This is a genomic window from Solimonas soli DSM 21787 (assembly GCF_000474945.1).
GTDB classification, from domain to species: domain Bacteria; phylum Pseudomonadota; class Gammaproteobacteria; order Nevskiales; family Nevskiaceae; genus Solimonas; species Solimonas soli.
In genome coordinates this window covers 124424-148869 of the sequence record NZ_AXDW01000004.1, presented here as the reverse complement: position 1 = coordinate 148869, position 24446 = coordinate 124424, and the positions used below count along the sequence as shown (strand labels likewise).

Below are 24446 nucleotides of genomic sequence, written 5' to 3'. Positions count from 1 at the left end.
CTTGCGCGCGGGCCGCTACCGCCAGAAGGGCGTCGGCCTGATCGAAGTGCTCGTCGCCGTGCTCATTCTTTCGATCGGTCTGCTCGGCATCGCGCTCGTGCAGACGCGCTCGCTTTCCGGCAACAACAGTTCCATGGCGCGCAGCATGGCCGTTGTCGCCAGCTATTCGATTCTCGAAGCCATGCGCGCCGACCGCGCGAATGCCTTGGGCGGCAGCTACAACAAGACCGTGGCCGGCAACAACTGCAACGCGGTCACCAGCAGCGCACTGGCGCAGGAGCGCCTGCGCGCTTGGTGCGCCAATCAGCTCGCGGCCCAGCTTGGCGCGGCGGCGACAACCACCGGCGTCATCAGCTGCACAGCCGGCGGCGTCTGCACTGTCACTATTACCTACGATGACAGCCGCGGCATCGGCCCGGCTTCCGGCAGTTCCGCCGCGACGGCCTATGCGTCGAGCTCGACGCAGACCGTCGTCACCCAGGCGGCCCTATGAAACCTTACACGCTCCGTTCGCGCCTACGGGGCTTCAGCCTCGTCGAGCTGATGATCGCGCTGCTGCTCGGCCTGCTGGTGATCGGCGGTGCCAGCTCCGTGTTCCTTTCCAACAAGCAGTCCTACCGTACCAATGAAGCGATCGGCCGTCTGCAGGAGAACGCCAGAGTCGCCTTCGATCTCATCGCGCGCGACATACGCAACGCCGCCTTGACCGGTTGTGGCAACTCGGGGCGCGTCGCCAATGTGCTCAACAATTCTGCCACCGCGTGGTGGGCCAACTGGGCCAACGTCGTGGCCGGATACGGCGGCACGAGCGCGGACAGCAACCCGTCCTTGACCACGGGCACCGGTTCCGCCCAGCACGTCACTGGCACCGATTCGATCATCCTCATCGGCGCATCGGACTCAGGCTATGGCATTTCGAACAATGCCAATGGCACCTCGACATCCAGCCCGGCCGGCTTCCAGATCAGCGAAGGCAGCTCGGACCTTCAGGTCGGCGACGTGATTGTCGTATGCGATCCCGATCATGCCACGATCACGCAGATCACCTCGATCAATGGTAGCTCGTTCATCACCGAAAAAACCGACACGACGACGCCGACGACCTCGCCAGGCAATTGCTCACACGATCTCAGCTACCCGACCTTGTGCTCGAGCACCGCATCGTACACCTTCCTGCGCAACTCGCTGCTGTCCAAGCTGAAGGCGGTCAGCTGGTATATGGCGGCGAATCCGCAGGGCACCACTTCGCTCTACCGGATGACGCTGCAGACCGCCACACTACCCGGTGGCGTCCCGACGGCGTCGCCGACGCCGCAGGAGATGGTCCGCAACGTCACTAATTTCCAGCTCCGTTACCACATGAGCGGCGGAGCCGCTTTCGTCGATGCCGCCGGCGTGGGCGCCGCCGGTTCGGCGAACTGGGCGACGGTCGATGCAGTGCAAGTCACGATCACCATGCAAAGCGCCGACACACGCGCCGGCGCGCGTGCCCAACCCATCACGCGCCAGATGATCACTACCATCGCGCTGCGCAACCGGGTCAATTGAAGATGCGCGCGACGCAAAATCCACGCACGCAACACGGCATTGCTCTCGCCATCGCCCTGATCCTGTTGATTCTCGTCACGCTGATCGGTCTTGCCGCGCTTCGCGGCACGACGACGCAGCAGAAGATGACGAGCAACTTCTACGATCGCGAAATCGCCTTCCAGAACGCCGAAGCGGGCCTGGTGTCCGGCGCCGCCGTGCTGCTGACGGGTAGCGGTATCCGCAACTGCGTCGGCACCGCGAACCCTTGCCTGGCCAACCCGTTCCTGGATGCCAACGCGACCGCCTTCATTCAGACCGCGCCGACCTCCGGCGCCGGCAGCTACACGGCACCCGGCAACGCGCAGGGACAACCGCAGTTCGTGATCGAGGACATGGGCAACTGGATTGATCCGAATGCCGCGAACGGCTTCACGCAAAGCGCCAATGCCATGCAGTATGGCGCGCAGGGCGTGTCAACGACCGCGAAGTACTACCGCATCACCGCCCGCAGCGCGGACCCTTCGCAAGTCACCGATCGCGCGATCGTCACCTTGCAAGCGATGTACAAGCAATGAGGGATGCCATGACGCCACGCGCACAGCTTCGTTACTGGTACCGGCTCGCACTCGCCGCCTTCGGCCTCGGCTTGGCGATCACGGTTCCGCCGGCGGCACGGGCTGACAATCCCGTCGTCGATCAGGCACCGCTGACGACCACCGCGCAGTTGCCGCCGAACATGGTGCTGATGTTCGACGACTCGGGCTCGATGGACAGCGACTACATGCCCGACAATCCGGTCAACACAAGCAACGACGGCTATCGCAACTCGGTCAATAACGGTACTTACTACAACCCCGCCGTGACCTATGCGCCGCCACCGCGCGCAAACGGCTCCTCATGGCCGCAGCCGACGTTTCCGTGCGGCTATTCCGACCCGTTCAGCAGCACGACGGCGCCGACATCGGGCTGCAACCAGTCGACCACCGACATCACCAATTACTACAACGACAACTACGCCTACTACACGGCGCTCCAGGTGGCGGATACGACCCGTTCGGCCGCGGCGACGACCTGTGATGCGAATGGCGATACGCTGATCACGAGCGGGACGCGAAAGGGACAGTGCCAACACACGGTCTCGTGCAATTTTTTCGGCTGCACGTACACCTACTACACGCTGCCCTATTGCGCCAGCGGCACGCTCGACACGGCGACCAACCAGTGCGTCGTGACGACCACGTACAACAAGAACTTCTTCACCTATACCGTTCCAAGAACGACGCCGATCACGAGCTCCACCAGTTTCACGCGCTACTACGTGGGCCAGACGGGCGATTGCGCCAAGCTCACCAGCAGCACCGCACAGGCGACCTGCGCCGACGATGTGCCGACCCAGCAGAACGTCGCCAACTGGTTCTCCTATTACAGAAAGCGCATCCTGATGGCAAAGAGCGGCCTGATGGCCGCCTTCAACGACTTGGCACCGACGATCCGGTTTGGCTACGGCAGCATCAACGGCAGAGCGACGTCCCAGATCACCTCCGACAAGGGCGCCGGCTTCTATCCCTTCAGCACTGCCACGAACAGCAGCAACCGGCTCGCCAGGGTCGCGACCTTCGACAGCAACTGCACGCCGCCGGCCGATCCGAATACGTGCACGAAGGGTCAGAGCGGCACGCAGCGCGCGAATTTCTGGGACTGGCTCGTCGCCGAATCGCCGAATGGCAATACACCGCTGCGCGGCGCGCTCAATGCGGTCGGCACCTATTACACGACCGATCAACCCTGGCAAAGCTCGTCCACGGATACGAGCAAGCTCGAATGCCGCCAGGCGTACACGATTCTCACCACCGACGGCTTCTGGAACGAATCCACCACGCCGACGCTGACAACCATCAGCACGCCGTCCGGCGATACAGTCACCCTGCCGTCCCTGTCGTCGCCCAGCGATATCGATTCGACAGCCAAGGTCACGCACGTCAACCCGGTGGGCGGCAACTTCAGCTACGACGGCACGAAGACCGCGGCTCTCCCTTGGAAGGACAGCTACAACTCGACGTACTCGATCACATCGCTCGCCGACGTCGCCATGTATTACTGGCTGATGGACCTGCAGCCCAGCCTGACGAACAAGGTGCCGGTCAGCCCCGGCGTCGACCCGGCGTTCTGGCAGCACATGACGACGTTCACTGTCGGCCTCGGCTACACACCAACCGGCATCACACCGAGCAGCGCGACCGTCCCGCTGATCTTCAAGTGGGCGAACGATGGCGGCGGCACCGGTAGTTCGGCACCGAGCAGCCAGATCAGCAATTTCAAATGGCCACAGCCGGTCAATAACACCGCGGCCAATATCGCCGACCTCGCACACGCTGCCGTCAATGGGCACGGTGGCTTCTATTCCGCGAACAACCCTGAAGAATTCTCCAGCGGCATTGCCGACGCGCTGAAGCGCGTGTCGCAACGCGCCGGCTCGGGCGCGAGCCTCGCGGCGAACAGCACCAAGCTCGACACCGGCACGAGGACGTACCAGGCGACGTACCAGAGCGGCGTGTGGACCGGCGACCTCACTTCATACACCGTCAATGCGAGCACGGGCGCGATCAGCGGCACGGCGAACTGGTCCGCGTCGGCAAAGCTGCCGGCCTACGGCAGCCGTGTGATCAAGACTTACAACGGCACGGCGATGGTCGATTTCGTCGCGAGCGGTGCGTCGCCGGCCATGACGACCACTCAGCTCGCCTATTTCGGATCATCCGCCACCGATCGAACAAAAGTCATCAATTATCTGCGCGGCGACACCAGCAACGAGCAGCGCAACGGCGGCAGTCTGCGCAACCGGCCGGTGCCGGCGGGAAGCGTCAACAGCACCGCGCCCATGGGCGACATCGTCGATTCGCAGCCTGTCTACGTCGGCACACCCGATCCGAATCTCTACAACGGCAAAACCTTCACCGGTTCCAGTGCCTACTCGGCATTCGCGACGAATTCAACCGCCAACGGCGGCGTCGCCGGTCGTCAAGCGACGGTCTGGGTCGCCGCGAACGATGGCATGCTGCACGCGTTCAATGCGGACACGGGCGTGGAAACCTTCGCCTATCTACCGGCCGCGGTACTGCCGTCGATCAAGAACTACAGCGATCAGGATTACGGCAGCAACAGCCTGCCTCACCAGTACTACAACGACGGCCTGCTGACCGTCAGCGATATCTACGACAACGCCCAGTCGAAGTGGCGCACGATCCTGGTCGGCACAACGGGCCGCGGCGCGGCCCGTGCCGTCTACGCATTCGATGTCAGCAGCCCATCCTCGGTGTCGCTGCTCTGGGAGCACTCCGCGAGCGAAGGCGGCGACTATGCCTATATCGGTCAGATCGTCGGCCAGCCGATCATCGCGCAGACCGCCGATGCCACATGGTCGGTGCTGCTGGGCAACGGCTTCAACAGCGCGAGCGGAACCGCCGCGCTGCTTCAGTTCGACGTGCTCGCCGGCACCATCAGCAAGATCACGACCGACACCAACACGGGAAACGGACTCGCCGCGCCCGCCGTATGGATGTCCAATCCGGCGAACGGCATCAGTACGACAGCCTACGCCGGCGATGTACTCGGCCGGGTCTGGTCGTTCACGCTCAGCAGCGGCACGAGCTCGAACATCTTCATCGCTAAAGACGGAACGGGCACGGGCGCCAGGGCACAGCCCATCACTGCCGGCATGCTGGCCGGCAAGGACCCGGCGACCGGCAACGTCTGGATCTTCTTCGGCACAGGCAAGTACCTCACGTCTTCTGACTTCACGGCCCCGAGCGGCGGCTGGTCGACGGCCGTGCAGACCTGGTACGGGCTCATCGTCCAGGCCGGCAGCAGCGGTTATTCGGCGGTTTCGAGTTCGACCACGCGCAGCAATCTCGCGCAGCGCACCATCGCCGTGGAAACCTCGGCGTCGGGATCCTCGCTGGCGGCTCGTGGCATCACCACGCCGACGGCTGGCGACGTCACACTCGGCTGGTACATGGACCTGGTTTCGCCGGGCTCTGCAGCGAAAGGCGAGCGCATGGTCACACCCAACCAGTTCCAGGGCACCCTGCTGATCGGCACCACGCGACTGCCGACGACGAATTCGAATTCCTGCAATCCGTCCGGCAATAGCTGGATCATGGCCATCAATCCGTTCACCGGCGCGCCGCCCGGCAAACCGTTCTTCGATACCACGCAGAACGGAACCATCGACGACAGCGACAACATCACGAGCGGCAGCACGTCGTATGTGGTTGCCGGCGTCGGCTTCGACCAGATCGCCAACAATCCGATCTTCGTCGGCAACGACATGCTCATCAGCTACGACAACGCCACGCTGGGCAATGTGCAGACCGCAGGCACGACCGGCACGCTGCAACGGCTGACCTGGCGCGAGCTGATCACGCAATGAGCGCATCGGAGTAGATGCCATGCTGAGACATCCCAGGAGCGGCCAGGCCGGCTTCTCGCTGATCGAACTCATGATCGTCGTTTTGATCGTCGGCATTCTGGCGCGAATCGCCTATCCCTCCTACGTCAAGTCCGTGACCAAAACCAAGCGACGCGCCGCCGAAGCCTGTCTGTCGAACTACGCGACGTACATGGAGCGCTTCTACGCCACGAATCTGCGCTACGACCAGGATCTGGCCGGCACGGCCATCAGCCTGCCGACGCTCGACTGCGCCGGCACGCAGAACACCGGCAAGGACTATGGATACAGCCTCAGCACCGTTGCTGCTTCAAGCTACACCTTGCAGGCCGTACCCACCGGCAAGCAAGCCATCCGTGATACGCAGTGCGGAACGCTGACGCTCAACCAGACCGGCACGCGCGGCGCCGGCACCACGGATTGCTGGTAACCGCTGCTCAGCTCAGGGCGCCGGACAGTTACCTGCGAAATTCCGCAGTGTCGGCTCGGCGCGGCCGCTGCCGATCAGCAGAAGGTCGGTCGCATTGGTCCCCGCCGCCTTCTTGATGCAGATGCGCAGCGTGCCGGCGGCAAAAGCGCCCGTCACCGTCTCCGCCGCGCCGCTTTCGCGAAACACCACGGCGCGGCGGAACGGCCCGTTCCCGGCTATTTCGAGCGAACTTGACGACGACAGGCGATCCACGAACGTCAATGGCTCGTCATCGTCGACATTGCCGTCGTGATCGCGGTCGGAAAAAATGATCCACTCCTTGCGCGTCCAGTCGCCATGACAGCCCTCTGCCGCGCTGCCGGCGCAAAAAGTCATCGCGCTGTTCCGCGTTACCGCCATCTGGCGCGCTGACAATAAAGCGAGTTGCAGCTGGTTCGATGCCGCCGCCCGGCGGTTCTGCGCCAGCGCGCCCTGCACGGCCGGAATCGCGATGCCCATGCTCACCGAGACGATGGCCGCCGTCGTCAGAACCTCCAACACCGACCAACCCGCTTGCCCTCGCCGGCAGTGCTGCTTCCGCCGTCCCCGCACGCCCATACCTTGGCCGTCCATGGCGCTCTCCAAGCGACCGGCACCCGGGAGACCATTGCCACATCATGCTCCCGCCCCTGACATCGCGACCGAACCCGTGTCGGCTCGATGCTAGCGGTGGGCGGACGGATGAAACTGCCGAATGCTTCGCAGTTCGTCGCGATACGGCGCGGCCGACCGGGCCAGGGGCGATCAGTTCGTGAACTGTGCCGCGATTCGCGCCGCGCTGGCCGGGGCGAGCGTCAGGCCGATGCGGAAGTGGCCGGTCGCGAGCCACAGACCGCCGGTGCGCGGGTGCGGCCCGAGCGCCGGGCCGTCGCCTGCCAGCCGCGGCCGCAGTCCCGCCCAGTGCGCGACGAGGGGCAGCCCGGCGGCCGGCGGCCAGAGCCGGACGGCGCGCGCGAGCAGATGCGTGCGCGCGGCAGCCGTCGGCGCGACATCGAAGCCGACATCCTCGATCGTGCTGCCGACGAGGATGTGCCCGTCGCGGCGCGGGATCAGATAGACCTCGTCGCCGATCAGCATGCGCGGCAGATGGCCCGGCGTGGAGCGCAGCAGCAGCATCTGTCCCTTCGCCGGGCGCACGTCGTCGGCACCCAGCGCCGCCGACCACGCGCCGGCGGCGAGCACGGCTTTGCCGCAGGCGATATCGCCGCGCGTGGTGCGCACGCCGTTCACCACGCCATCGGCTTCGATCCAGCCGAGCGCCGTGCTGTGTTCGCGCACGCTCACGCCGCGCGCGCGCAGCGTGCCGGCGAGGGCTTTCATCAGGCGCGGATTGCGCACCTGCGCCAGGCGCGGATACTCGATGTGGCGACCGTCGTTCTTGATGTAGTCGGCGCCGCATTCCCAGTACTCGGGGTCGATGCCGGATTCACGCTGCAGGCGCGCACACCATTCGGGATACAGCGCCAGGCTCTCGGCGAGCAGTTCACGGATCGGCTCCGGCACATGATCCGGTGGCAGCGGGCACAACATGCCGCCGCCGGCCCAGGAGGCGCCGCGGCCGAGTTCGCCCTTTTCGACGATGCACACCGACTGGCCGGCGCGGCTCAGCGCTTCGGCGCAGGCCATGCCGATGACGCCGCCACCGACGATGGCGACGTCGTAGCGCCTCAAGGACTCGCCCTCCCCTCGAACGAGCGTGGAGGGTCGGGTTGAGGGGCCAATGGATCGACAGGCGCCATTGGCGGACTCCGCCTCGCCCGCACCGTCTCCCCCCTCGCTACGCGACGAGGGCGAGGAAGTCACGGGATCGCCGTCTTCGTGGCGCGACGCAGCGCCGGCGGCAGCGAGAAGACGATGTGTTCCTCGCGACCGGCGAGCTCGCTGACCGCCGTGCCGCCGAACTCCTTGAGCCGCGCGATGACCTCGCGCACCAGCACTTCCGGCGCCGATGCGCCGGCGGTGACGCCGACGCGCCGCTTGCCCTGGATCCATTCGGCGCGGATGTCCTGCGCCCCGTCGATCAGATAGGCCGGCGTGCCGCGGCTCTCGGCCAGCTCGCGCAGGCGGTTCGAGTTGGAACTGTTGCGCGAGCCGACCACGAGCAGCGCGTCGCACTGCGCCGCCAGATCCTTCACCGCGTCCTGGCGATTCTGCGTCGCATAGCAGATGTCGTCCTTGCGCGGGCCGTGCACCTGCGGGAACCGCGCGCGCAGCGCGTCGATGACCTTGGCGGTGTCGTCCATCGACAGCGTGGTCTGCGTGACGAAGGCGACGCGCGCCGGATCGCGGATCGGCAGGCGCACGACGTCGTCCGGTGTTTCGACGAGATAGATCGCACCACCCTGGCTGGCGTCGAACTGGCCCATCGTGCCTTCGACCTCCGGATGCCCGGCATGACCGATCAGCACCACCTCGCGGCCCTCGCGCGAATAGCGCTTGACCTCGATGTGCACCTTGGTGACCAGCGGACAGGTCGCGTCGAACACGGTCAGGTGCCGCCTCGCCGCCGCCTCGCGCACCGCCTGCGAGACGCCGTGCGCGGAGAAAATGCAGGTTGCACCGATCGGCACCTCGTCGACTTCCTCGACGAAAACGGCGCCCTTGGCACGGAGGTTCTCGACCACGAAGCGGTTGTGCACGACTTCGTGGCGCACGTAGATCGGCGCGCCGAGCACCTCGAGCGCGCGCTCGACGATCTCGATCGCTCGATCGACGCCGGCGCAGAATCCGCGCGGATTGGCGAGCAGGATCTCCATGCCTTGCATCTCAGCCCGGGGCCTTCGCCGTCCTGCGGCGGAACGTGTCGAGCAGCATGTCGAGCACCAGCAGCGCGGCGCCGCAGCTGATCGCCATGTCGGCGACGTTGAAGGCCGCGAAGTGCCAGCTGCCGACATAGAAATCGACGAAGTCGACGACGTGGCCGCGCGTGACGCGGTCGATGACATTGCCGAGCGCGCCGCCCATGATCAGCGACAGCGCCACGGCGACCAGATGCTGGTCGCGCGGATGCCGGCGCAGCCAGACCAGGATGCCGATGCTGACGCCGACGCCGAGCAGCACGAACAGCACCGGCGAGGCATCCGACATCATCGAGAACGCCGCGCCGGTGTTCTTCATGTGCACGAGATTGAAATGCGGCAGCAGCGGCATCACGTCGAACCACTGCAAATGGCGGACGATCAGCTGCTTGCTGATCTGGTCGACGAGGATCACCGCCACCGTCAGCCACAGCCAGTAAACGTTTTTGTACTGAAAAGACATGGGTTCAGGGCGAGGCTTCAGTCCATTTCCATCATGCGCGCAAGAGGGCATCCAGAGATCCGGCGCTACCGCGGGAGTGACGTTGCAGGTTCATAGCCCGGTCGCACGCGACCAGATTACCGCAGTCCAGGCCCAGATGAGATTGACGGCCCAGATCACCAGCGGCGTCAGCAGGCCGAGTTCGAGCCCCAGCCAGCCCTGCCCGGTCTGGAACGGAAAGATCCACAGCAGCGTGACCAGCGTCGGCGCCAGGCTCAGCACGACGCCGCGCAGGAACGCCGAGCCGCCGATCGGCAGCAGCAGCAGAAGGCCCCAGAGACCGCCGACGATCAGGCGCGGATAAAGCCAGTACAGACCGAGCGCCGGCGCGATCGCCACGTGCAGCCTGGCGAGCAGGCCGAAGTGCCCGGCCGCCCACAAGGCGACGCTGGCGACCAGCGCCGCCGCGAGTCCGGCCGCGTAGGCCAGAGACAGACGGCGCAGCATCAAATGAAACTCCGCGTTTCGCCGATGCCGTCAGGCGCGATGTTGACGACGCAGCGCCCGCAGATCGTCGGATACGCCGGATCGACGCCGACGTCCGCCCGCTGGTGCCAGCAGCGCTCGCACTTCGCATGCGGCGACGGCTGCGCGACGATGTAGACATTGCTGCCCTCGCCGGCCGCCGTCGCGTTCGCCGGCTTCGCGGCGAGCGGCGCGACACTCGCGCCCGAGGTGATGAACCAGAAGCGCAGTTCGTCACCGACCTTGGCGAGCGCCTCGGCCGGCGCACCGTCGGCGTACAGCGTCACCTCGGCATTGAGACCCGAGCCGATCTGGCCGGCGACGCGCAACTCCTCGAGCACCTTCTTGACCGGCTCGCGCACCGCCTTGAGCGTCGCCCAGTCGACCGTCGTCGCCGGCACGGCCGGAAAGGCATACCAGGGCTGCGCGAAGACGGTGACCGTGCGCTCGCCCGGCAGCATGCGCCAGATCTCGTCGGCGGTGTACGAGAGGATCGGCGCGATCCAGCGCACCATGCCCTCGGCGATGTGCAGCAGCGCGGTCTGCGCCGAGCGGCGCGCCAGCGACCGCGATGGCAGCGTGTACAGACGATCCTTGAGCAGATCGAGATACAGGCCGCCGAGATCGTTGACGCAGTAGTTGTGCAGCTTGTGATAGACCAGATGGAACTCGCGGCGGCCGTAGGCCTCCTTGAGTTCGGCCTGCAGCGCCGCCGCCTGCGCGATCGCCCAGGCGTCGACGGCGACCAGCTGATCCGGCGCGACCAGATCGGTGGCCGGATCGAAGTCCTTGAAGCTGCCGAGCAGATAGCGCGCCGTGTTGCGGATGCGGCGATACGCCTCGGCGATGCGCTGCAAGAGCGTCTTCGACAGCACGATCTCGCCGGAGTAATCGCTCGACGCCACCCACAGGCGCAGCACGTCGGCGCCCAGGGTCTTCATGATCTCCTGCGGCTCGATGCCGTTGCCGAGCGACTTCGACATCTTGCGGCCCTGCTCGTCGACCGTGAAGCCGTGCGTCAGCACCTGCTTGTACGGCGAGCGGCCGCGCATCGCCACGGACGTGAGCAGCGACGAGTGGAACCAGCCGCGATGCTGGTCGGAGCCTTCGAGATAGATATCGGCCTGCGGCGCCAGACCGTCGGCGTCGAGCGCCTCCGGGATCATCGACTTGAACACGCACTGGTGCGCGACGCCGGAATCGAACCAGACGTCGAGCGTGTCGCTGCCCTTCTCGTATTGCGCCTCATCGACACCCCAGTCGGCCGGCGTCGAGCCGAACCAGGCTTCGAGGCCTTCGGCTTCGACCTTGTCGGCGATCCTGCGCAGCAGTGCCGCCGCATCCGGATGCAGCTCCTGCGTTTGGCGGTCGATGAAGATCGCCAGCGGCACGCCCCAGTAGCGCTGGCGCGAGATGCACCAGTCCGGGCGGCTGGCGATCATGTCGTGGATGCGGTTCTGGCCCCAGTCGGGAATCCAGTCGGTCCTGGCGATCGCCTCGAGCGCGCCCTCGCGCAGCCCGCGCCGGTCCATCGACATGAACCACTGCGGCGTGGCGCGGAAGATCAGCGGCGTCTTGTGCCGCCAGCAGTGCGGATAACTGTGCGTGATGGTCGCCAGGTGCACGAGCGCGCCGCCGTCGCGCAGCGCGTCGATGATCGGCGCCTCGGCCTTGCGCACGTGCAGGCCGGCGACCCGCGGCGTGCCGCTGATGAACACGCCGTTGCCGGCGACCGGATTGTCGACCGGCAGGCCGTAGAGCTTGCCGACCGCATAGTCCTCGACGCCGTGCGCCGGCGCCGTGTGCACGAGGCCGGTGCCGGCGTCGAGCGTGACGTGCTCGCCGAGAACGACCGGCACGATGCGCTCGGCGAACGGATGCTGCGCCTTGGCGCCTTCGAGCGCGGCGCCTTTCACCGTCGCCCGCACTTTCGCTGCATCGCCCCAGCGTCGGGCGGTCGCCTCGACGAGATCGGCGGCGATGACGACGCGGCCGGCTCCGGCAAAGTCGACCAGCGCGTAGTCGAGCCCGGCGTTCGCCGCGACCGCCTGGTTGGCCGGTAGCGTCCACGGCGTCGTCGTCCAGATCACGAAGGCCGCGCCGCTGGCATCGCCGACGCCGAAGCGCCGCGCGAGATCGGCGGCGTCGGCCGCCGCGAACTTCACGTCGATCGCGCTCGACTGCTTGTCCTGGTATTCGACTTCCGCCTCGGCGAGCGACGAGCCGCAATCGAGACACCAGTGCACCGGCTTGAAGCCGCGCACGACGTGGCCGTTGTCGATGATCCGGGCCAGCACGCGCAGCTGCTCGGCCTCGTAGGACGGACGCATCGTCAGGTACGGACGCTCCCAGTCGGCGAGCACGCCGAGCCGCTTGAAGCCTTCGCGCTGACGGCCGACCTGCTCGGTGGCGTACTCGCGGCACTTCTCGCGGAAGGTCTTCGCATCCACCTTGTCGCCCACCTTGCCGAACTTCTTCTCGACCTGCAGTTCGATCGGCAGGCCGTGGCAGTCCCAGCCCGGCACGAAGGCGGCGTCGTAACCGTCGAGGCGGGCGGCCTTGACGATCATGTCCTTCAGCGTCTTGTTGACGGCGTGGCCGAGGTGAATGTCGCCGTTCGCGTAGGGCGGGCCGTCGACGAACCAGAACTTCGGCCGGCCGGCCGTCGCCTTCTGGATCTGCCCGTAAAGGTCTTCCGCCAGCCAGCGCGCGAGCATCTCCGGCTCGCGCCTGGCGAGGTTGGCCTGCATCGGAAACGCGGTTTCCGGCAGGTTGATGGTGGCTTTGAGGTCCAGCGGGCTGGGCGGCTTGTCGGTCACGGTCGGCTTGCGTATCGCGCGGCTGCGGCGGCCGGCGGCGGATGCCGGCGCGGCGGTAAGCGGTGGAGTGAGCTGCCGATTATCGGCCGCCCCGCCCCCAAAAGCTATCGGAGCAGGGCCATGGCATCGAGCTTGTCGCGCTGCATCTGCACCTTCAGCGCATCGAGCGAATCGAAGCGCAGTTCGGGACGCAGGAAATGCCGGAACTCGACCTCGATGCGCGCGCCGTAGATATCGCCCGGCGGCTCGAACAGATGCGTTTCGAGCAGCACGTGCGTCAGGCCCAGCGTCGGCCGCACGCCGAGCGCCGCGACGCCCTTCCACGGGCGCGGTTCGCCGCGCAGCTGCGCCTCGACCGCATAGATGCCGAGGCGCAGGGCCGGCGGCCGCAGCAGGTAGAGATTGGCGGTCGGCATGCCGAGTTCGCGGCCGAGCTTGAGGCCATGGCGGACATGGCCGAGCAGGCGGTACGGCCGACCGAGCATCCGCGCCGCGCGCGAAAGATCCGGGATCGCCAGCGCCTCGCGGATCGCCGTCGAACTGCAGCGCTCGCCGTCGACGACGACGCTCGGCACGCTTTCCGTCGTGAAGCCGCATTCGGCGCCCCGCGCCCGCAGCAGGCCCATGTCGCCGGAGCGCGCCGCACCGAAATTGAAATCGTCGCCGACGATCACCGCCCTGGCGCGCAGATGCTGGTGAATGATGTGGTCGATGAACGCCAGGCCGCTGAGCGTGCAGAACGGCTTGCCGAAGCGCTGCACGACGACCACCTCGACGCCAGCCGCCTCGAAGTCGGCGAGCTTGCTGCGCAGGTTGCTGATGCGGCCCGGCGCCGACTGCGGCCGGAAGTATTCGCGCGGCGTCGGCTCGAAGCACATCACGGTCAGCGGCAGCCCGAGCTCCTGCGCGCGCAGGCGCGTGCGCTCGATCAGCGCCCGATGGCCGAGATGCAGGCCGTCGAAATTGCCGATGGTCAGCGCACAGCCGCGCCAGTCCTTCGGCAGATTCTGCACGCCCCTGACGAGCAACATGGTCAACTCCGCCGGAAATGCCGCGGCCGCAGGCCGCCGGCCGCCAGAGCAGCGAAGTAGACGACGATCGCCGCGACGATGACAAGCAGCGCGCGCACCGCCTTGTCCCGCGCGCCGGCCTCGGTCCACCAGGCGAGCGAACCCATGCCCCAGAGCACCACGCCGGTCAGCAGCGCGCAGGCCAGCAGCAGGCGCAGCGTGAATGCGCCCCAGCCGGCCGACGCCACGTAGACGCCGTCGCGCTTCAGGCGATGCAGCAGCAGCAGCGCATTGATCCAGGCGGTCAGCGACGTCGATGCCGCCAGCCCGGCGTGCGCCGCGCGGAACTCGAAATGCCGGGCCAGCGCGAACAGCAGCAGGCTCATCGCCATGCCGACGCACAGACCGATGATCGCGAAGCGCACCGGCAGCCGCGTCTCCTGGCGGGCGTAGAAACCCGGCGTCAGCACCTTGATGAGCGAGAAGCCGATGAAGCCGGCGCCGTAGGCCCACAGCGCATACGTCGTCATGCGCACGTCGTCGGCGCCGAAGCGGCCGTGGCCGTAGACGGTCGCCACCAGCGGCCCGGCGAACAGCACCATGCCGACCGCCGCCGGCAGGCCGATGACCAGCATCAGGCGCAGGCTCCAGTCCAGCGTCGCCGCGAACTGCTCCGCCGATCGGGTGGCGTGCTGGGCGGACAGGGTCGGCAGGATCGCCGTGCCGATGGCGATGCTGAAGATGCCGAGCGGGAATTCCATCAGGCGGTTGGCGTAGTACAGCCAGCTGACCGGGCCGTCGCCGAGGTGCGTGGAGAGGTTCGAGTTGAGCAGCAGGCTGATCTGCGCGATCGACGAGCCGACCATCACCGGAAGCATCAGGCCGACGATTTTCTTGACGCGCGCGTCGCCCCAGCCCCAGCGCGGCAGCGGCAACAGGCGCAGCGTCCACAGCGACGGCAGCTGGAAGGCGAACTGCAGGATGCCGGCCGCGAACACCGCCCAGGCCAGCGCCTGCACGGAGCCGGAATCGACGAAGGCCGAGGCGATCATGCAGACGTTGAGGATCACCGGCGTGAAGGCCGGAATCGCGAAGCGCCCGTAGGCATTGAGGATGCCGCCGGCCATCGAGGTCAGCGAGATGAACATCAGGTACGGGAAGGTCCAGCGCAGCAGGCCGGCCGACAGCGCGGCCTTGTCCGGGTCGTCGTGGAAACCGGACGCGAAGGCCCAGACCAGCAGCGGCGAGGCGACGCAGCCGACGATCGTGATGAGCGACAGCACGCCGCCGAGCGTGCCCATCGTCACCGCCACCAGCGCGCGCGCCTCCTCGTGCGGCGCCGTGGTCTTGGTCGCCGTGAACACCGGCACGAAGGCCTGCGAGAACGCGCCCTCGGCGAACATGCGGCGGCCGAAGTTCGGAATCATCAGCGCGACGAGGAAGGCGTCCATGCCGGCGCCGGCGCCGAAGGCGGCGGCCAGCATGATCTCGCGCACGAAACCGAGCAGGCGCGACAGCAGGGTCATCAGGCCGACGACGCCGGAGGCCCGGAACAGGGATTTCGACATAGGGCGCGAAGTGTAGAGCCTGGGCGCGCGCAGGGCACGCCCAGGCGGTCGCAAGCGTCAATGTTTTCCGCGTCTTATCCTTCGTTTCCCGGACCGCGAGCGGTTGACAAACAAAGCCTCCCTCCCCATACTCCGCGACCTTTCAAACAGACCCCGATCTTTCGGTTGCGGGTTTTCGAGACCCGAGTTTCAGGAGTTTTACCTTGGCCAACATTGCCAGCGCGAAGAAGCGCGCCCGCCAGTCCGAGAAGCGCCGTGCCCGCAACGTCGCGCAGCGCTCGATGATCCGCACCTACATCAAGAAGGTCGTCAAGGCCATCGACGCGAAGGACAAGGCCGCCGCTCAGGCCGCCTACGCTGAAATGGTGCCGGTCGTCGACCGTTACGCGACCAAGGGCCAGATCCACAAGAATAAGGCCGCGCGCCACAAGTCGCGCCTCGCGGCCAGGATTCTCGCCCTCGCCTGAAGCGAGGCGACGTCTTCGAAAAGCCCCCGCCTCGCGGGGGCTTTTTCGTTGGCGGCGCCCGTTCAGCTGCAGCCTTTCAGCGCGAAGGGCTGCGTGCTGCCGCTGTACGGCGTGCCGTCCTGCGTGACGCCCTGGTAGCGGATGCGGTAGGTGCCGGGCTCGGTGCCGGCCGGTACCTGCCATTCGACCAGCGCCTCGTCGCTGCCGCCGCCGTTCTTGAGATAGGTGAAGCGCGTCCACCAGTCGTCGTCGGTGGCGACCACCTTCCAGTCGTCGCCGACCTTGCGGTCGACGTAGAGATAGCTCGAACCGAGCATCAGGTCATTGCGCGGATGCGCGCTGTAGAAGCGCGCGCTGACGGTGAGGCGCTCGTCGCGCGTCATCTGGTATTCGGCCGCCGGCTGCTGCGTGACGTCGCCGAAGGCGGCGCCGGCCGGCAGGCGGCTGTCGCTGACCACCAGCCCGAGGTGGAACGGCAGCAGGGGCACGTGATCGCGATAACGCGGATCGGCGTATGGGCTCGCCGCCGCGCTGCCGTCGCGCAGATGGCTGGCGAGGCGCGTCATCTCCTGGATCACCGCGTCGAGCGACCAGGGACCGTAGATGTTCGAGCCGCCCTCGTAGTTCTGCACCGAATACTCTTCGCGCGTGGTCAGGTAGTCGACGTAACTGTTGGACAGGCCGGCGATCACCGCGTAGTCGATGCCGGCATCCTGCAGCGTGTCGAGCACGGCCTCGCGCAGGCGGCGGCCGGCCATCGTCGTCACTTCCCAGGGCAGCGAGATGATCGCCAGGTTGCCGAGCGTGACGATCTGCAGCGGCGCGGTGCGCGCCTGCAGCAGCACCAGCGGCAGTCCGGCCGGCGCGACGGCGAGCGGCAGCAGGATCGGCTTCTCCTGCTGGCAGGCGTAGCCCAGCAGCGCGAAGGCCGGGTTGTAGCAGCCGACCGGCTCGATCAGGGTCGACGGCAGCGCGCCGTCCGGCAGCACGCCCAGCGTCGTCTGAAGATAGCCGGTGATGAACGGCAGCAGCCGGTCGTCGCTCATCGGGCACGCCGCGCCCTCCTCGCTGAACGGCCCGCGACCGTCCTCGGCGCCGGCGGCGAAGGTGACGCCGAAGGCCGGCTCGCAGGTGCGCTGCGCGCCGACCGCCGGCATCAGCGCGTCCGGATAAGTCTTCGGCGCTTCGATGACGACCTTGCTCATGTCGATCGGAATGTGGATCGCCTTCACCTCGCCGTGCAGCTTCTCGTCCGCGTCGTCCCACAGCGCCAGCGCATGGTGATACTGCTTGTAGCCGGAGATCATCGCGCTCTCGTAATCGTCGCGGCCGCCGCCGCGCGTGTCCCAGCCCTCGCCGCCATGCGCATGCAGGACCGATTCCGGCAGTTCCATCATGAACAGGTTCGGCGACGAGTCGCCCTCGTCGGACTGGAAGAAGCCGGCCACGAAAGCGCCGTCCGCGTAGACGCCGCGGCTGAACTCGTGCTCGAAGCGCTGCGCCGCGTAGCCCTTGTTGTCGCCGGACAGCAGCTTGTGCGTCTGGCCGATCGACGTGCCGTGCACCGAATACCAGTTGATCATGCCGACCGGCGTGCCGTCGTCGCGCTTGAGCTTGAGCAGGGTCATCATGCGATTGGTCGTCACCTCGCGGCCCGCGGTGTCGACGAACGCCCTTCGCTCCGCCTCCGGGTCCTGCGCGTAGGCCGGCGGCGAGCGGTTGACGGCGGTGTCGAGCAATTCCCTGGTGGCGATCGCGATCGGTCCCGGCGTCGCCTGCATCAGGTTGCGGTGCGCCTGCACGATCGCCTGGAAAATGCCATCGACGACGGCGCCGTAGGCCTGCTGGTCAAAGCCGAGCGCGAACAGATTGACGTAGTCGTAATGCGCCTGTCCGCCGGCGCTGGAATGCGTGTGCGTCGCCGAAATCAGGACATTGTCCATCGTCCAGTAGTCGGCCAGACGGTCCTGGGTATCGTCGGCGATCTTCTTCATCACGCCGAACTTGATCGAGTCGAAGGCCAGCGCGTTGTCGACATTGACCAGCATCGCGTAGCCGCTGCGGCCGCCGCATTGCGATGAAAAGGCGAACGCGCGCGCATGCTCGCGTGTATGGATGCCTTGCGAGACCTGCGCCGGATCGGCGTAGCCGAGCTGCTCCTCGCCGAGCGCCGGTCCGGTGATGTCACCGACGCCGGCGCCGTAGCGGAAGCTGCGATTCGACTCGCAGCCGCCGCCGTTCAGCAGCGCGTCGGCGGCGCGCGCGTGGCGGCGCGGCGCGTAATGCGAAAGATCGGCGAGCGGCTGGTCGGGCGCGGCGCGCTTCAACGCGAGCATCTGCGTCTCGTCGAGCTGGCCGACCTCGCAGACGGCGCCGGCCTGATGGACGGACGGCGAGCTGCTGCCGCAGGCGGCGAGCCCGACAGCGGCCGCGATCACCAGGAGGCCGCCGATCCGCCGGCGACGCATCCTCTGCACGGCCCCGCCCTTGCCGCATGTCTCCATCGCTCCCTCCGCGCGTGTGCCGGTCCCGCATTGGCCTTGCCAGGCAAGCGGATGATGGCGATCCGTGCGGATCGGCGATGCATGCAGCTTGCGCACGATGTTCGCATCGTGCGGACGGGCGTCGGCGGTTTCTTGACATTTACCGCCAGCGTCGCGCCACGCCGTTCAGACCGTACCGCTCTCGTGGATGACGCGAAACGGAGAGAGGTCCGTTCGAGAAACGGCCCGATGCGCTCGCGCTGCGCCGCGAACAGGTCGCTGCAGGCTATGACTTCGAGCATGCTTGAGCTCAAGCGCGCCGGGCACCAAGCCGTCAGAGCCCGCGACGAGCGGCGGCGCCGTGTTCCTTCACTGTCATGGGTCCGGCTTCAGCTCGCGTCCGAAGAAATCGAGATACGTGCGCCACTGCTGCAGCTGCTTGGCGTTGCCGCGCACGCCGTGGCGCTGGCCGGGATAGGTCATCAGGTCGAAGACGATGCCGCGCTGCTGCAGCGCTTCCATCAGGCGCGTGGAATTGGCGAACAGCACGTTGTCGTCGGCCATGCCGTGCATGAGCAGCAGGCGGCCCGACAGGTTCGGCAGGCGCGGCAGGATGTCAGTACCGCGATAGCCCTCGGCGTTGTCGGCGGGCGTGCCCATGTAGCGCTCGGTGTAGTGCGTGTCGTACAGCGCGAAGTCGGTCGGCGGACCGCCGGCGGCGCCGGCGCGAATGCCGGCGCCGGGCTCGGTCAGCATGCGCAGGGTCATGAAGCCGCCATAGCTCCAGCCCTGGTAGCCGATGCGCGCGGCATCGACGTAAGGCAAGGACTTCAGGAAGTTCACGCCGACCCGTTGGTCGCGCACTTCGACGGTGCCGAGGTGGCGGTCGATCGCCGTCTTGAACGCCACCGAACGATTGTCCGAGCCGCGGTTGTCGAGACGGAACACGACGTAGCCGGCGGCGAGGTAGAGCTGATCCTTCAGATCGCCCCAGGCCTTCGTCACGGTCTGCACGTGCGGGCCGCCGTAGACGAGCACGATCGCCGGATACTTGCGCCGCGGATCGAAGCCGGGCGGCGTCGCCAGCGAGTAGTACAGGGGCGTGCCGTCGTCCGCGCTCAGCGTGCCGAACTGCGGCACACGGTGATGATCGAGGTAGGCGTGATAGGGATGCGTCGCGTCGAGCGCGTTCGCCTCGATCCAGCGCAGGCGCCGGCCGCTCGCGTCGTACAGCGCGGTTCGCGGCGGCGTGCGCGGATCGGAGTAGGTGCCGACGAAGGCGTTGCCGCGCTCGGCGAAGCTCGCCGTCCAGACGCCCTCGCCGTCCGTCAAGCGCCGCGGCTCGGCGCCGCGCTCATACGCGACGCTCCAGATCTGCTTGCCGAGCGGATCATCGATCGAGGCGGCGAAGAACAGGCGCTGATGCGTCTCGTCGACGCCGAGCAGCGCGGCGACCGGCCAGTCGCCGCCGGTGATCTGGCGCACCAGCGTGCCGTCGCGATGGTAAAGATAGAGATGCCGCCAGCCCGAGCGCTCGGACGACCACAGGAAGTCGCCGTCGGCGAGCGGCTGGAAGTCCTTGCTCAGCTCGACCCAGTGCGGCGAGGTCTCGCTGAGGATCACGGCGCAGGCGCCCGTCTCCGGCTCGCAGGCCAGCAGGTCGAGACGCTTCTGGTCGCGCGCTTGGCGCTGCACGTACAGCGTGCGGCCGTCGCGCGACCACTCGACGCGCGCCAGGTAGATATCCGTATCGGGGCCGAGATCGACGGCGACGCGCGCGCCGCTCGCCACGTCGGCGACGAACAGCGAGACGATGGCGTTCGGCCGACCGACACGCGGGTATCGCTGCGCGACCGTGGTTGCACCCTGCGGGCCGAGGTCGAGACGTTCGATGACGTCGACGCCGGTTTCGTCGACGCGCGTCAGGGCGATGCGCTGCTCGTCCGGCGACCACCAGTAGCCGGTGTCGCGATCCATTTCCTCCTGCGCGACGAATTCGGCCGTCGCCCAGCTCAGCGTGCCGGCACCGTCCGTGGTCAGCGCGCGCTCGTCGCCGCCGCGCAGCGAGCGCACATAGAGATTCTGCTCGCGCACGTAGGAGACGTAGCGGCCGCGCGGCGAGAGCTTGGCGTCGATTTCATCGGCCGGGGTCTCGGTCAGGCGGCGTGGCGCGTGCGTGGCGCGATCGACGACGAACAGATCGCCGTCGACCGGCACCAGCAGCGAACGGCTGTCCGCACTCCAGGCGTAGTCGACGACGCCGCGCTGGCTCACGCGCTGCCGCTCGCGCCGCGCCTTCTCGGCTTCCGAGAGGGCCTTGTCCGGCGCACCGAGCGTGTTCGCGTCGATCAGGCGGTACGGCTCGCCGCCGCGCGTGTTGACCGCCCACAGGTCGAGCACGTTCTGGTTGTCGGGCTTGGCCTTCAGATAGCTGACGATCCGCCCATCCGGCGACAGCTGCACGCCGCGGACGCGCGGGCCGTTCAGATCGGGATCGGCGAACAAGCGCTCCGGCGTAAGCTTTTCGGCGTGCGCGGCACCGCCGAGCAGCAGCGCGAACATCGTCAGGGTGGAAGCCAGGATTCTCATGCTCACTCCAGTTATTCGTTCCGATTTTCGGCATGTTCGACCGCTCAGGCCAGCGCGCTGCGACGCCGCGCGTAGGCCAGATAGAGGGCCAGGCCGAGCGCGTTCCAGATGAAGAAGAAGCGGATGGTCTCGCGCGGCAGGCTCGCGAACAGGTACAGGCAGCCGGCGATCGCGACCGCGCCGACCAGCCACCACAGCGGCACGCGAAAGCGCCGCGCGCGCAGCGGTTCGCGCACGCGCAGCAGCATCATCGCCGCCGCCGTGGCGATGAATGCGCAGAGCGTGCCGGCGTTGGCGAGCGCGACGATGCGCGCCAGCGGCACAAAGCCGGCGAGCGTTGCGGCGATGACGCCGGTCAGCAGCGTCACCGCGACCGGCGTGCCGCGCGTCGCGTGCACGGCGGCGAGCCGTCGCGGCAGCAGGCCGTCGCGCGCCATCGCGAAGAACACGCGGCTCTGCCCGTACATGAAGGCCATGATCACCGTCGGCAGGGCGATCACCGCCGCCGCGCCGATCGCCACCGCGGCGCGCGGATGGCCGAGGCTGCGCAGGATGTGCGCGAGCGGCTCGCCGCTCCTGGCGAACTCGGCCACCGGCCGCGCGCCGATCGCGCTGGCCGCGACCGCCATGTAGATCAGCGTGCAGAGCAGCATCGAGCCGACGATGCCGATGGTCAGGTCGCGGCCGGGGTTCTGTGTCTCCTCGGAAGCCGTCGAGATCGTGTCGAAGCCGTAGAACGCGAAGAAGATGATCGACGCGGCGGCGATCACGCCGACCTTGACGCCGTCGACTTCATGGGCCGCGAAACCCTGCGGCATGAAGGGCGTGAAGTGCGCCGCGTCGAAGGCCGGCAGGCAGAGGGCGACGAAGCCGGCGAGCGCGACGATCTTGACGATCACCAGCACGAGGTTCACGCGCGCGCTCTCGCGTGTGCCGAGCGTCAGCATGCCGGCGACGGCGAGCGCGATGAGCACCGCGGGCAGATCGATCAGGCCGCCGTTCGCCGGCGCGGTCAGCAGCAGCTCGGGCACCGGCAGGCCCGCCTGGTGGATGAGGCCGCTCGCGTAACCGCCCCAGCCGACGGCGACGACCGAGCAGACCAGGGTGTACTCGAGGATCAGGCTCCAGCCGACGATCCAGGCCCAGCCCTCTCCGATCACCGTGTACGTGTAGGTGTAGGCGCTGCCGGCGACGGGAATCATCGTCGACATTTCCGCATACGCGAGCGCCGCGCAGGCGCAGACGATACCGGCGATGACGAAGGACAGCATCGCCGCCGGCCCGGCCAGCGCCGCCGCCTCGCCGGTCAGCGTATAGATGCCGGTGCCGACGATGCCGCCGACGCCGAGCGCGACGAGATGCGGCCAGGATAGCGAGCGCTTCAGGTGCGGCGTGCCGTCGGCGTGCGCAGCGAGGGCACTGCCCCACGGTCGACGGCGATTCCAGAACGACATGTGCTCTCCCTCCACCGCAAAATTTTTCCCTCTCCCCCATCGCTGACGCGACGAGGGAGAGGGAACATTTTCGTTTACTGCTTCTGCTGCTCGGAAATCCAGCCGTCGATCCGGCGCTCCAGGATCGACAGCGGCAGCGAGCCGTGCAGCAGCACGGCGTCGTGGAAGCCGCGTTCGTCGAAACGATCGCCGAGCGCCGTCTCCGCCTTGTGCCGCAACTCGACGAGCTTCAGCTCGCCCATCTTGTAGGCCAGCGCCTGCCCCGGCCAGGACACGTAGCGCTGCAGTTCGATCTCGATGTTGAGCGGCGACAGCGCCGTGTTGGCGGTGAAGCAGGCGCGCGCCTGCGCCAGCGTCCAGTGCTTCCAGTGCATGCCGGTGTCGGCGACGAGCCGGCAGGCGCGCCACATCTCGTAAGACAGCCGGCCGAAGCGCTCGTAGGGGTCGCGGTAAATGCCCATTTCCTCGCCGAGCCGCTCGGCATACAGGGCCCAGCCTTCGCCGTAGGCCGTCACGTAGAGCGTGCGACGGAACTTCGGCACCTCGTCCTGCTCCTGCGCGAGCGCGACCTGCAGATGATGGCCGGGCACGCCCTCGTGCAGCACCAGCGCCGGCAGCTCGTAGAGCGGCCGCTGGTCGAGGTGCGAGGTGTTGATCATCAGGCCGCCGGCGCGATGCTGGCGCGGATCGCCGCTGAAGTAGCGGCCGGTCGTGTAGCCCTCCTCGATCTCCGCCGGCACCGGCCGCACGCCGTAGCTGAGGCGCGGCAAGGTGCCGAAGTGTGCCGGCAGTTCGCCGTCGATGCGCTTGGCGATCTCCGACGCTTTCTCCAGCAGCTGCTGCCGCGAAGTCGCATAGAAGCGCGGCTCGGCGTGCAGCCGGGCGATGAACTGCGGCAGCGTGCCGTCGAAGCCCGCCGCGCGCATCGTCTGTTCCATCTCGGCGCGGATGCGCGCGACTTCGCGCTGGCCGATGTCGTGGATCTCGTCCGGCGTCAGGCCCATCGTCGTATGGCGACGCACGAGGAAGGCGTAGTACGCGCGGCCATCCGGCAGATCGGACGCGGCCAGACTTGTCGCCGCGTGCGGCAGGTACTCGCGCTCCAGGAAGGCCGCGAAGTTGGCGCGCGCCGGCACGATGCCGTCGCGGACCAGGGTCTCGCCCTGCGCGAGCAGCGCGGCGCGGCGCGCTTCCGGAATGCTCGCCGGCAGCGCGCGCAAGGGCGCCAGCAGCGGATCGTTGTCGGGCGTCACCGCCGCCTCGCTGCGCGCACGTTTCAGCACCGCCTCCGCGGTCGGCCTCGGCTGCACGAAGCGCGTCCGCATGCCGCGCCGCGCGTTGGCGATGTTCTGCTCGTACCAGCGCGGCACCTCGCCGAGCAGCTGCAGCCAGGCCTGCGCCTTCTTCTCGTCGGCGAGCGGCTGTCCGGCCCGATACAGCAGGGTCACGTCGAAGCCGCCGTCGCTGTTGAACGGCATGCGCGATTCATCGAACGGCAGGGCCTCGAGCCAGCCGGCGATGGTCCAGCGCAGCAGCTCGTGCGTCAGGCGCTCGTCGGCCGGCAGCGTCGCCGCATCGATCCTCGCCAGCGCCGCGTCGACCTCGCGCAGCCTGGCGGCGCAGGCGCGCTCGGCGGCCGGACTGACGTCCGGCAGCTGGCGTCGGCCGGGCTCGGCGGACGCGGGGCTGTCCTCGTCCTCGTCGCGCACGCAGTCGGCGGCCTCGTAGGCCTGCGCGGCGGCTTGCAAGGGAGTCGGCGTCTGCGCCACCGGCGCGTGCGGCAGCAGCGCGGCAAGCAGCAGGCACCCGGCGGCGGGCCTGTGGATCATGGGTTCAGTGTCCTGC

General features: G+C 67.6%; 18 protein-coding genes. 6 read left to right on the top strand and 12 right to left on the bottom strand.

The window, feature by feature from the left end:
* Position 1: 1 nt before the first annotated feature.
* Genes pilV through K344_RS0103315 form a run of 5 tightly spaced genes read left to right on the top strand, consistent with a single transcriptional unit; the run spans position 2 to position 6407 of the window.
* Positions 2 to 493 carry a type IV pilus modification protein PilV gene (gene pilV, locus K344_RS0103335; protein ID WP_028079484.1) on the top strand — a complete coding sequence of 164 codons (492 nt, stop codon included), beginning with the start codon at positions 2 to 4 and terminating at the stop codon, positions 491 to 493.
* Positions 490 to 1548 carry a PilW family protein gene (locus K344_RS0103330; RefSeq protein ID WP_084196912.1) on the top strand — a complete coding sequence of 353 codons (1059 nt, stop codon included), beginning with the start codon at positions 490 to 492 and terminating at the stop codon, positions 1546 to 1548. The genes pilV and K344_RS0103330 overlap by 4 nt, the downstream gene beginning before the upstream one ends.
* Before the next feature lie 2 nt (positions 1549 to 1550).
* On the top strand, positions 1551 to 2105 hold the full coding sequence (locus tag K344_RS0103325; protein WP_211234463.1) for a pilus assembly PilX family protein: 555 nt from the start codon (positions 1551 to 1553) through the stop codon (positions 2103 to 2105).
* A gap of 8 nt (positions 2106 to 2113) precedes the next feature.
* Positions 2114 to 5959: a pilus assembly protein gene (locus K344_RS0103320; RefSeq protein ID WP_051361835.1), complete on the top strand. Its 3846-nt coding sequence runs from the start codon at positions 2114 to 2116 to the stop codon at positions 5957 to 5959.
* 19 nt (positions 5960 to 5978) lie between these two features.
* Positions 5979 to 6407, top strand: a complete 429-nt coding sequence (locus K344_RS0103315; RefSeq protein WP_028079480.1) for a type IV pilin protein — start codon at positions 5979 to 5981, stop codon at positions 6405 to 6407.
* Between the two features lie 12 nt (positions 6408 to 6419).
* Here K344_RS0103315 and K344_RS0103310 read toward each other — a convergent pair whose 3' ends face one another.
* From K344_RS0103310 to murJ, 8 genes are all read right to left on the bottom strand, one after another.
* A complete protein-coding gene (locus K344_RS0103310) occupies positions 6420 to 7019 on the bottom strand; it encodes a GspH/FimT family pseudopilin (RefSeq protein ID WP_157622733.1) in 600 nt (199 codons plus the stop codon).
* Positions 7020 to 7190: 171 nt separating this feature from the next.
* Entirely contained in the window at positions 7191 to 8117 is a 927-nt protein-coding gene (locus K344_RS19940; RefSeq protein ID WP_051361834.1) for an NAD(P)/FAD-dependent oxidoreductase, read from the bottom strand.
* 128 nt (positions 8118 to 8245) lie between these two features.
* The gene (ispH, locus tag K344_RS0103300; RefSeq protein ID WP_028079478.1) at positions 8246 to 9202 is read right to left on the bottom strand and encodes a 4-hydroxy-3-methylbut-2-enyl diphosphate reductase; all 957 of its coding nucleotides are present in this window, start codon (positions 9200 to 9202) and stop codon (positions 8246 to 8248) included.
* Between the two features lie 10 nt (positions 9203 to 9212).
* A complete protein-coding gene (gene lspA, locus K344_RS19935) occupies positions 9213 to 9707 on the bottom strand; it encodes a signal peptidase II (RefSeq protein WP_043113675.1) in 495 nt (164 codons plus the stop codon).
* 90 nt (positions 9708 to 9797) lie between these two features.
* Positions 9798 to 10193, bottom strand: coding sequence for a hypothetical protein (locus K344_RS19930; RefSeq protein WP_043113673.1), 396 nt, complete (start codon positions 10191 to 10193; stop codon positions 9798 to 9800).
* Positions 10193 to 12961: an isoleucine--tRNA ligase gene (gene ileS, locus K344_RS0103285; protein WP_051361887.1), complete on the bottom strand. Its 2769-nt coding sequence runs from the start codon at positions 12959 to 12961 to the stop codon at positions 10193 to 10195. Before ileS ends, K344_RS19930 begins: the two co-directional genes overlap by 1 nt.
* 173 nt (positions 12962 to 13134) lie before the next feature.
* A complete protein-coding gene (locus K344_RS0103280; RefSeq protein WP_028079476.1) occupies positions 13135 to 14061 on the bottom strand; it encodes a bifunctional riboflavin kinase/FAD synthetase in 927 nt (308 codons plus the stop codon).
* Between the two features lie 2 nt (positions 14062 to 14063).
* Entirely contained in the window at positions 14064 to 15608 is a 1545-nt protein-coding gene (murJ, locus tag K344_RS0103275) for a murein biosynthesis integral membrane protein MurJ (protein ID WP_028079475.1), read from the bottom strand.
* A gap of 203 nt (positions 15609 to 15811) precedes the next feature.
* Between murJ and rpsT the strand changes: the two genes are divergently transcribed.
* On the top strand, positions 15812 to 16075 hold the full coding sequence (rpsT, locus tag K344_RS0103270; protein ID WP_028079474.1) for a 30S ribosomal protein S20: 264 nt from the start codon (positions 15812 to 15814) through the stop codon (positions 16073 to 16075).
* Positions 16076 to 16137: 62 nt separating this feature from the next.
* Here rpsT and K344_RS19925 read toward each other — a convergent pair whose 3' ends face one another.
* The 4 genes from K344_RS19925 to K344_RS0103250 form a co-directional block, all read right to left on the bottom strand.
* Positions 16138 to 18513 (bottom strand): neutral/alkaline non-lysosomal ceramidase N-terminal domain-containing protein, encoded by a 2376-nt coding sequence (locus K344_RS19925; RefSeq protein ID WP_169729228.1) that lies wholly within the window; start codon positions 18511 to 18513, stop codon positions 16138 to 16140.
* A gap of 420 nt (positions 18514 to 18933) precedes the next feature.
* Positions 18934 to 21147: a S9 family peptidase gene (locus K344_RS0103260; protein WP_028079473.1), complete on the bottom strand. Its 2214-nt coding sequence runs from the start codon at positions 21145 to 21147 to the stop codon at positions 18934 to 18936.
* A gap of 44 nt (positions 21148 to 21191) precedes the next feature.
* Positions 21192 to 22601: an amino acid permease gene (locus tag K344_RS0103255; protein WP_028079472.1), complete on the bottom strand. Its 1410-nt coding sequence runs from the start codon at positions 22599 to 22601 to the stop codon at positions 21192 to 21194.
* 74 nt (positions 22602 to 22675) lie between these two features.
* Positions 22676 to 24430 (bottom strand): DUF885 domain-containing protein, encoded by a 1755-nt coding sequence (locus tag K344_RS0103250; RefSeq protein ID WP_028079471.1) that lies wholly within the window; start codon positions 24428 to 24430, stop codon positions 22676 to 22678.
* Between the last annotated feature and the right edge of the window lie 16 nt (positions 24431 to 24446).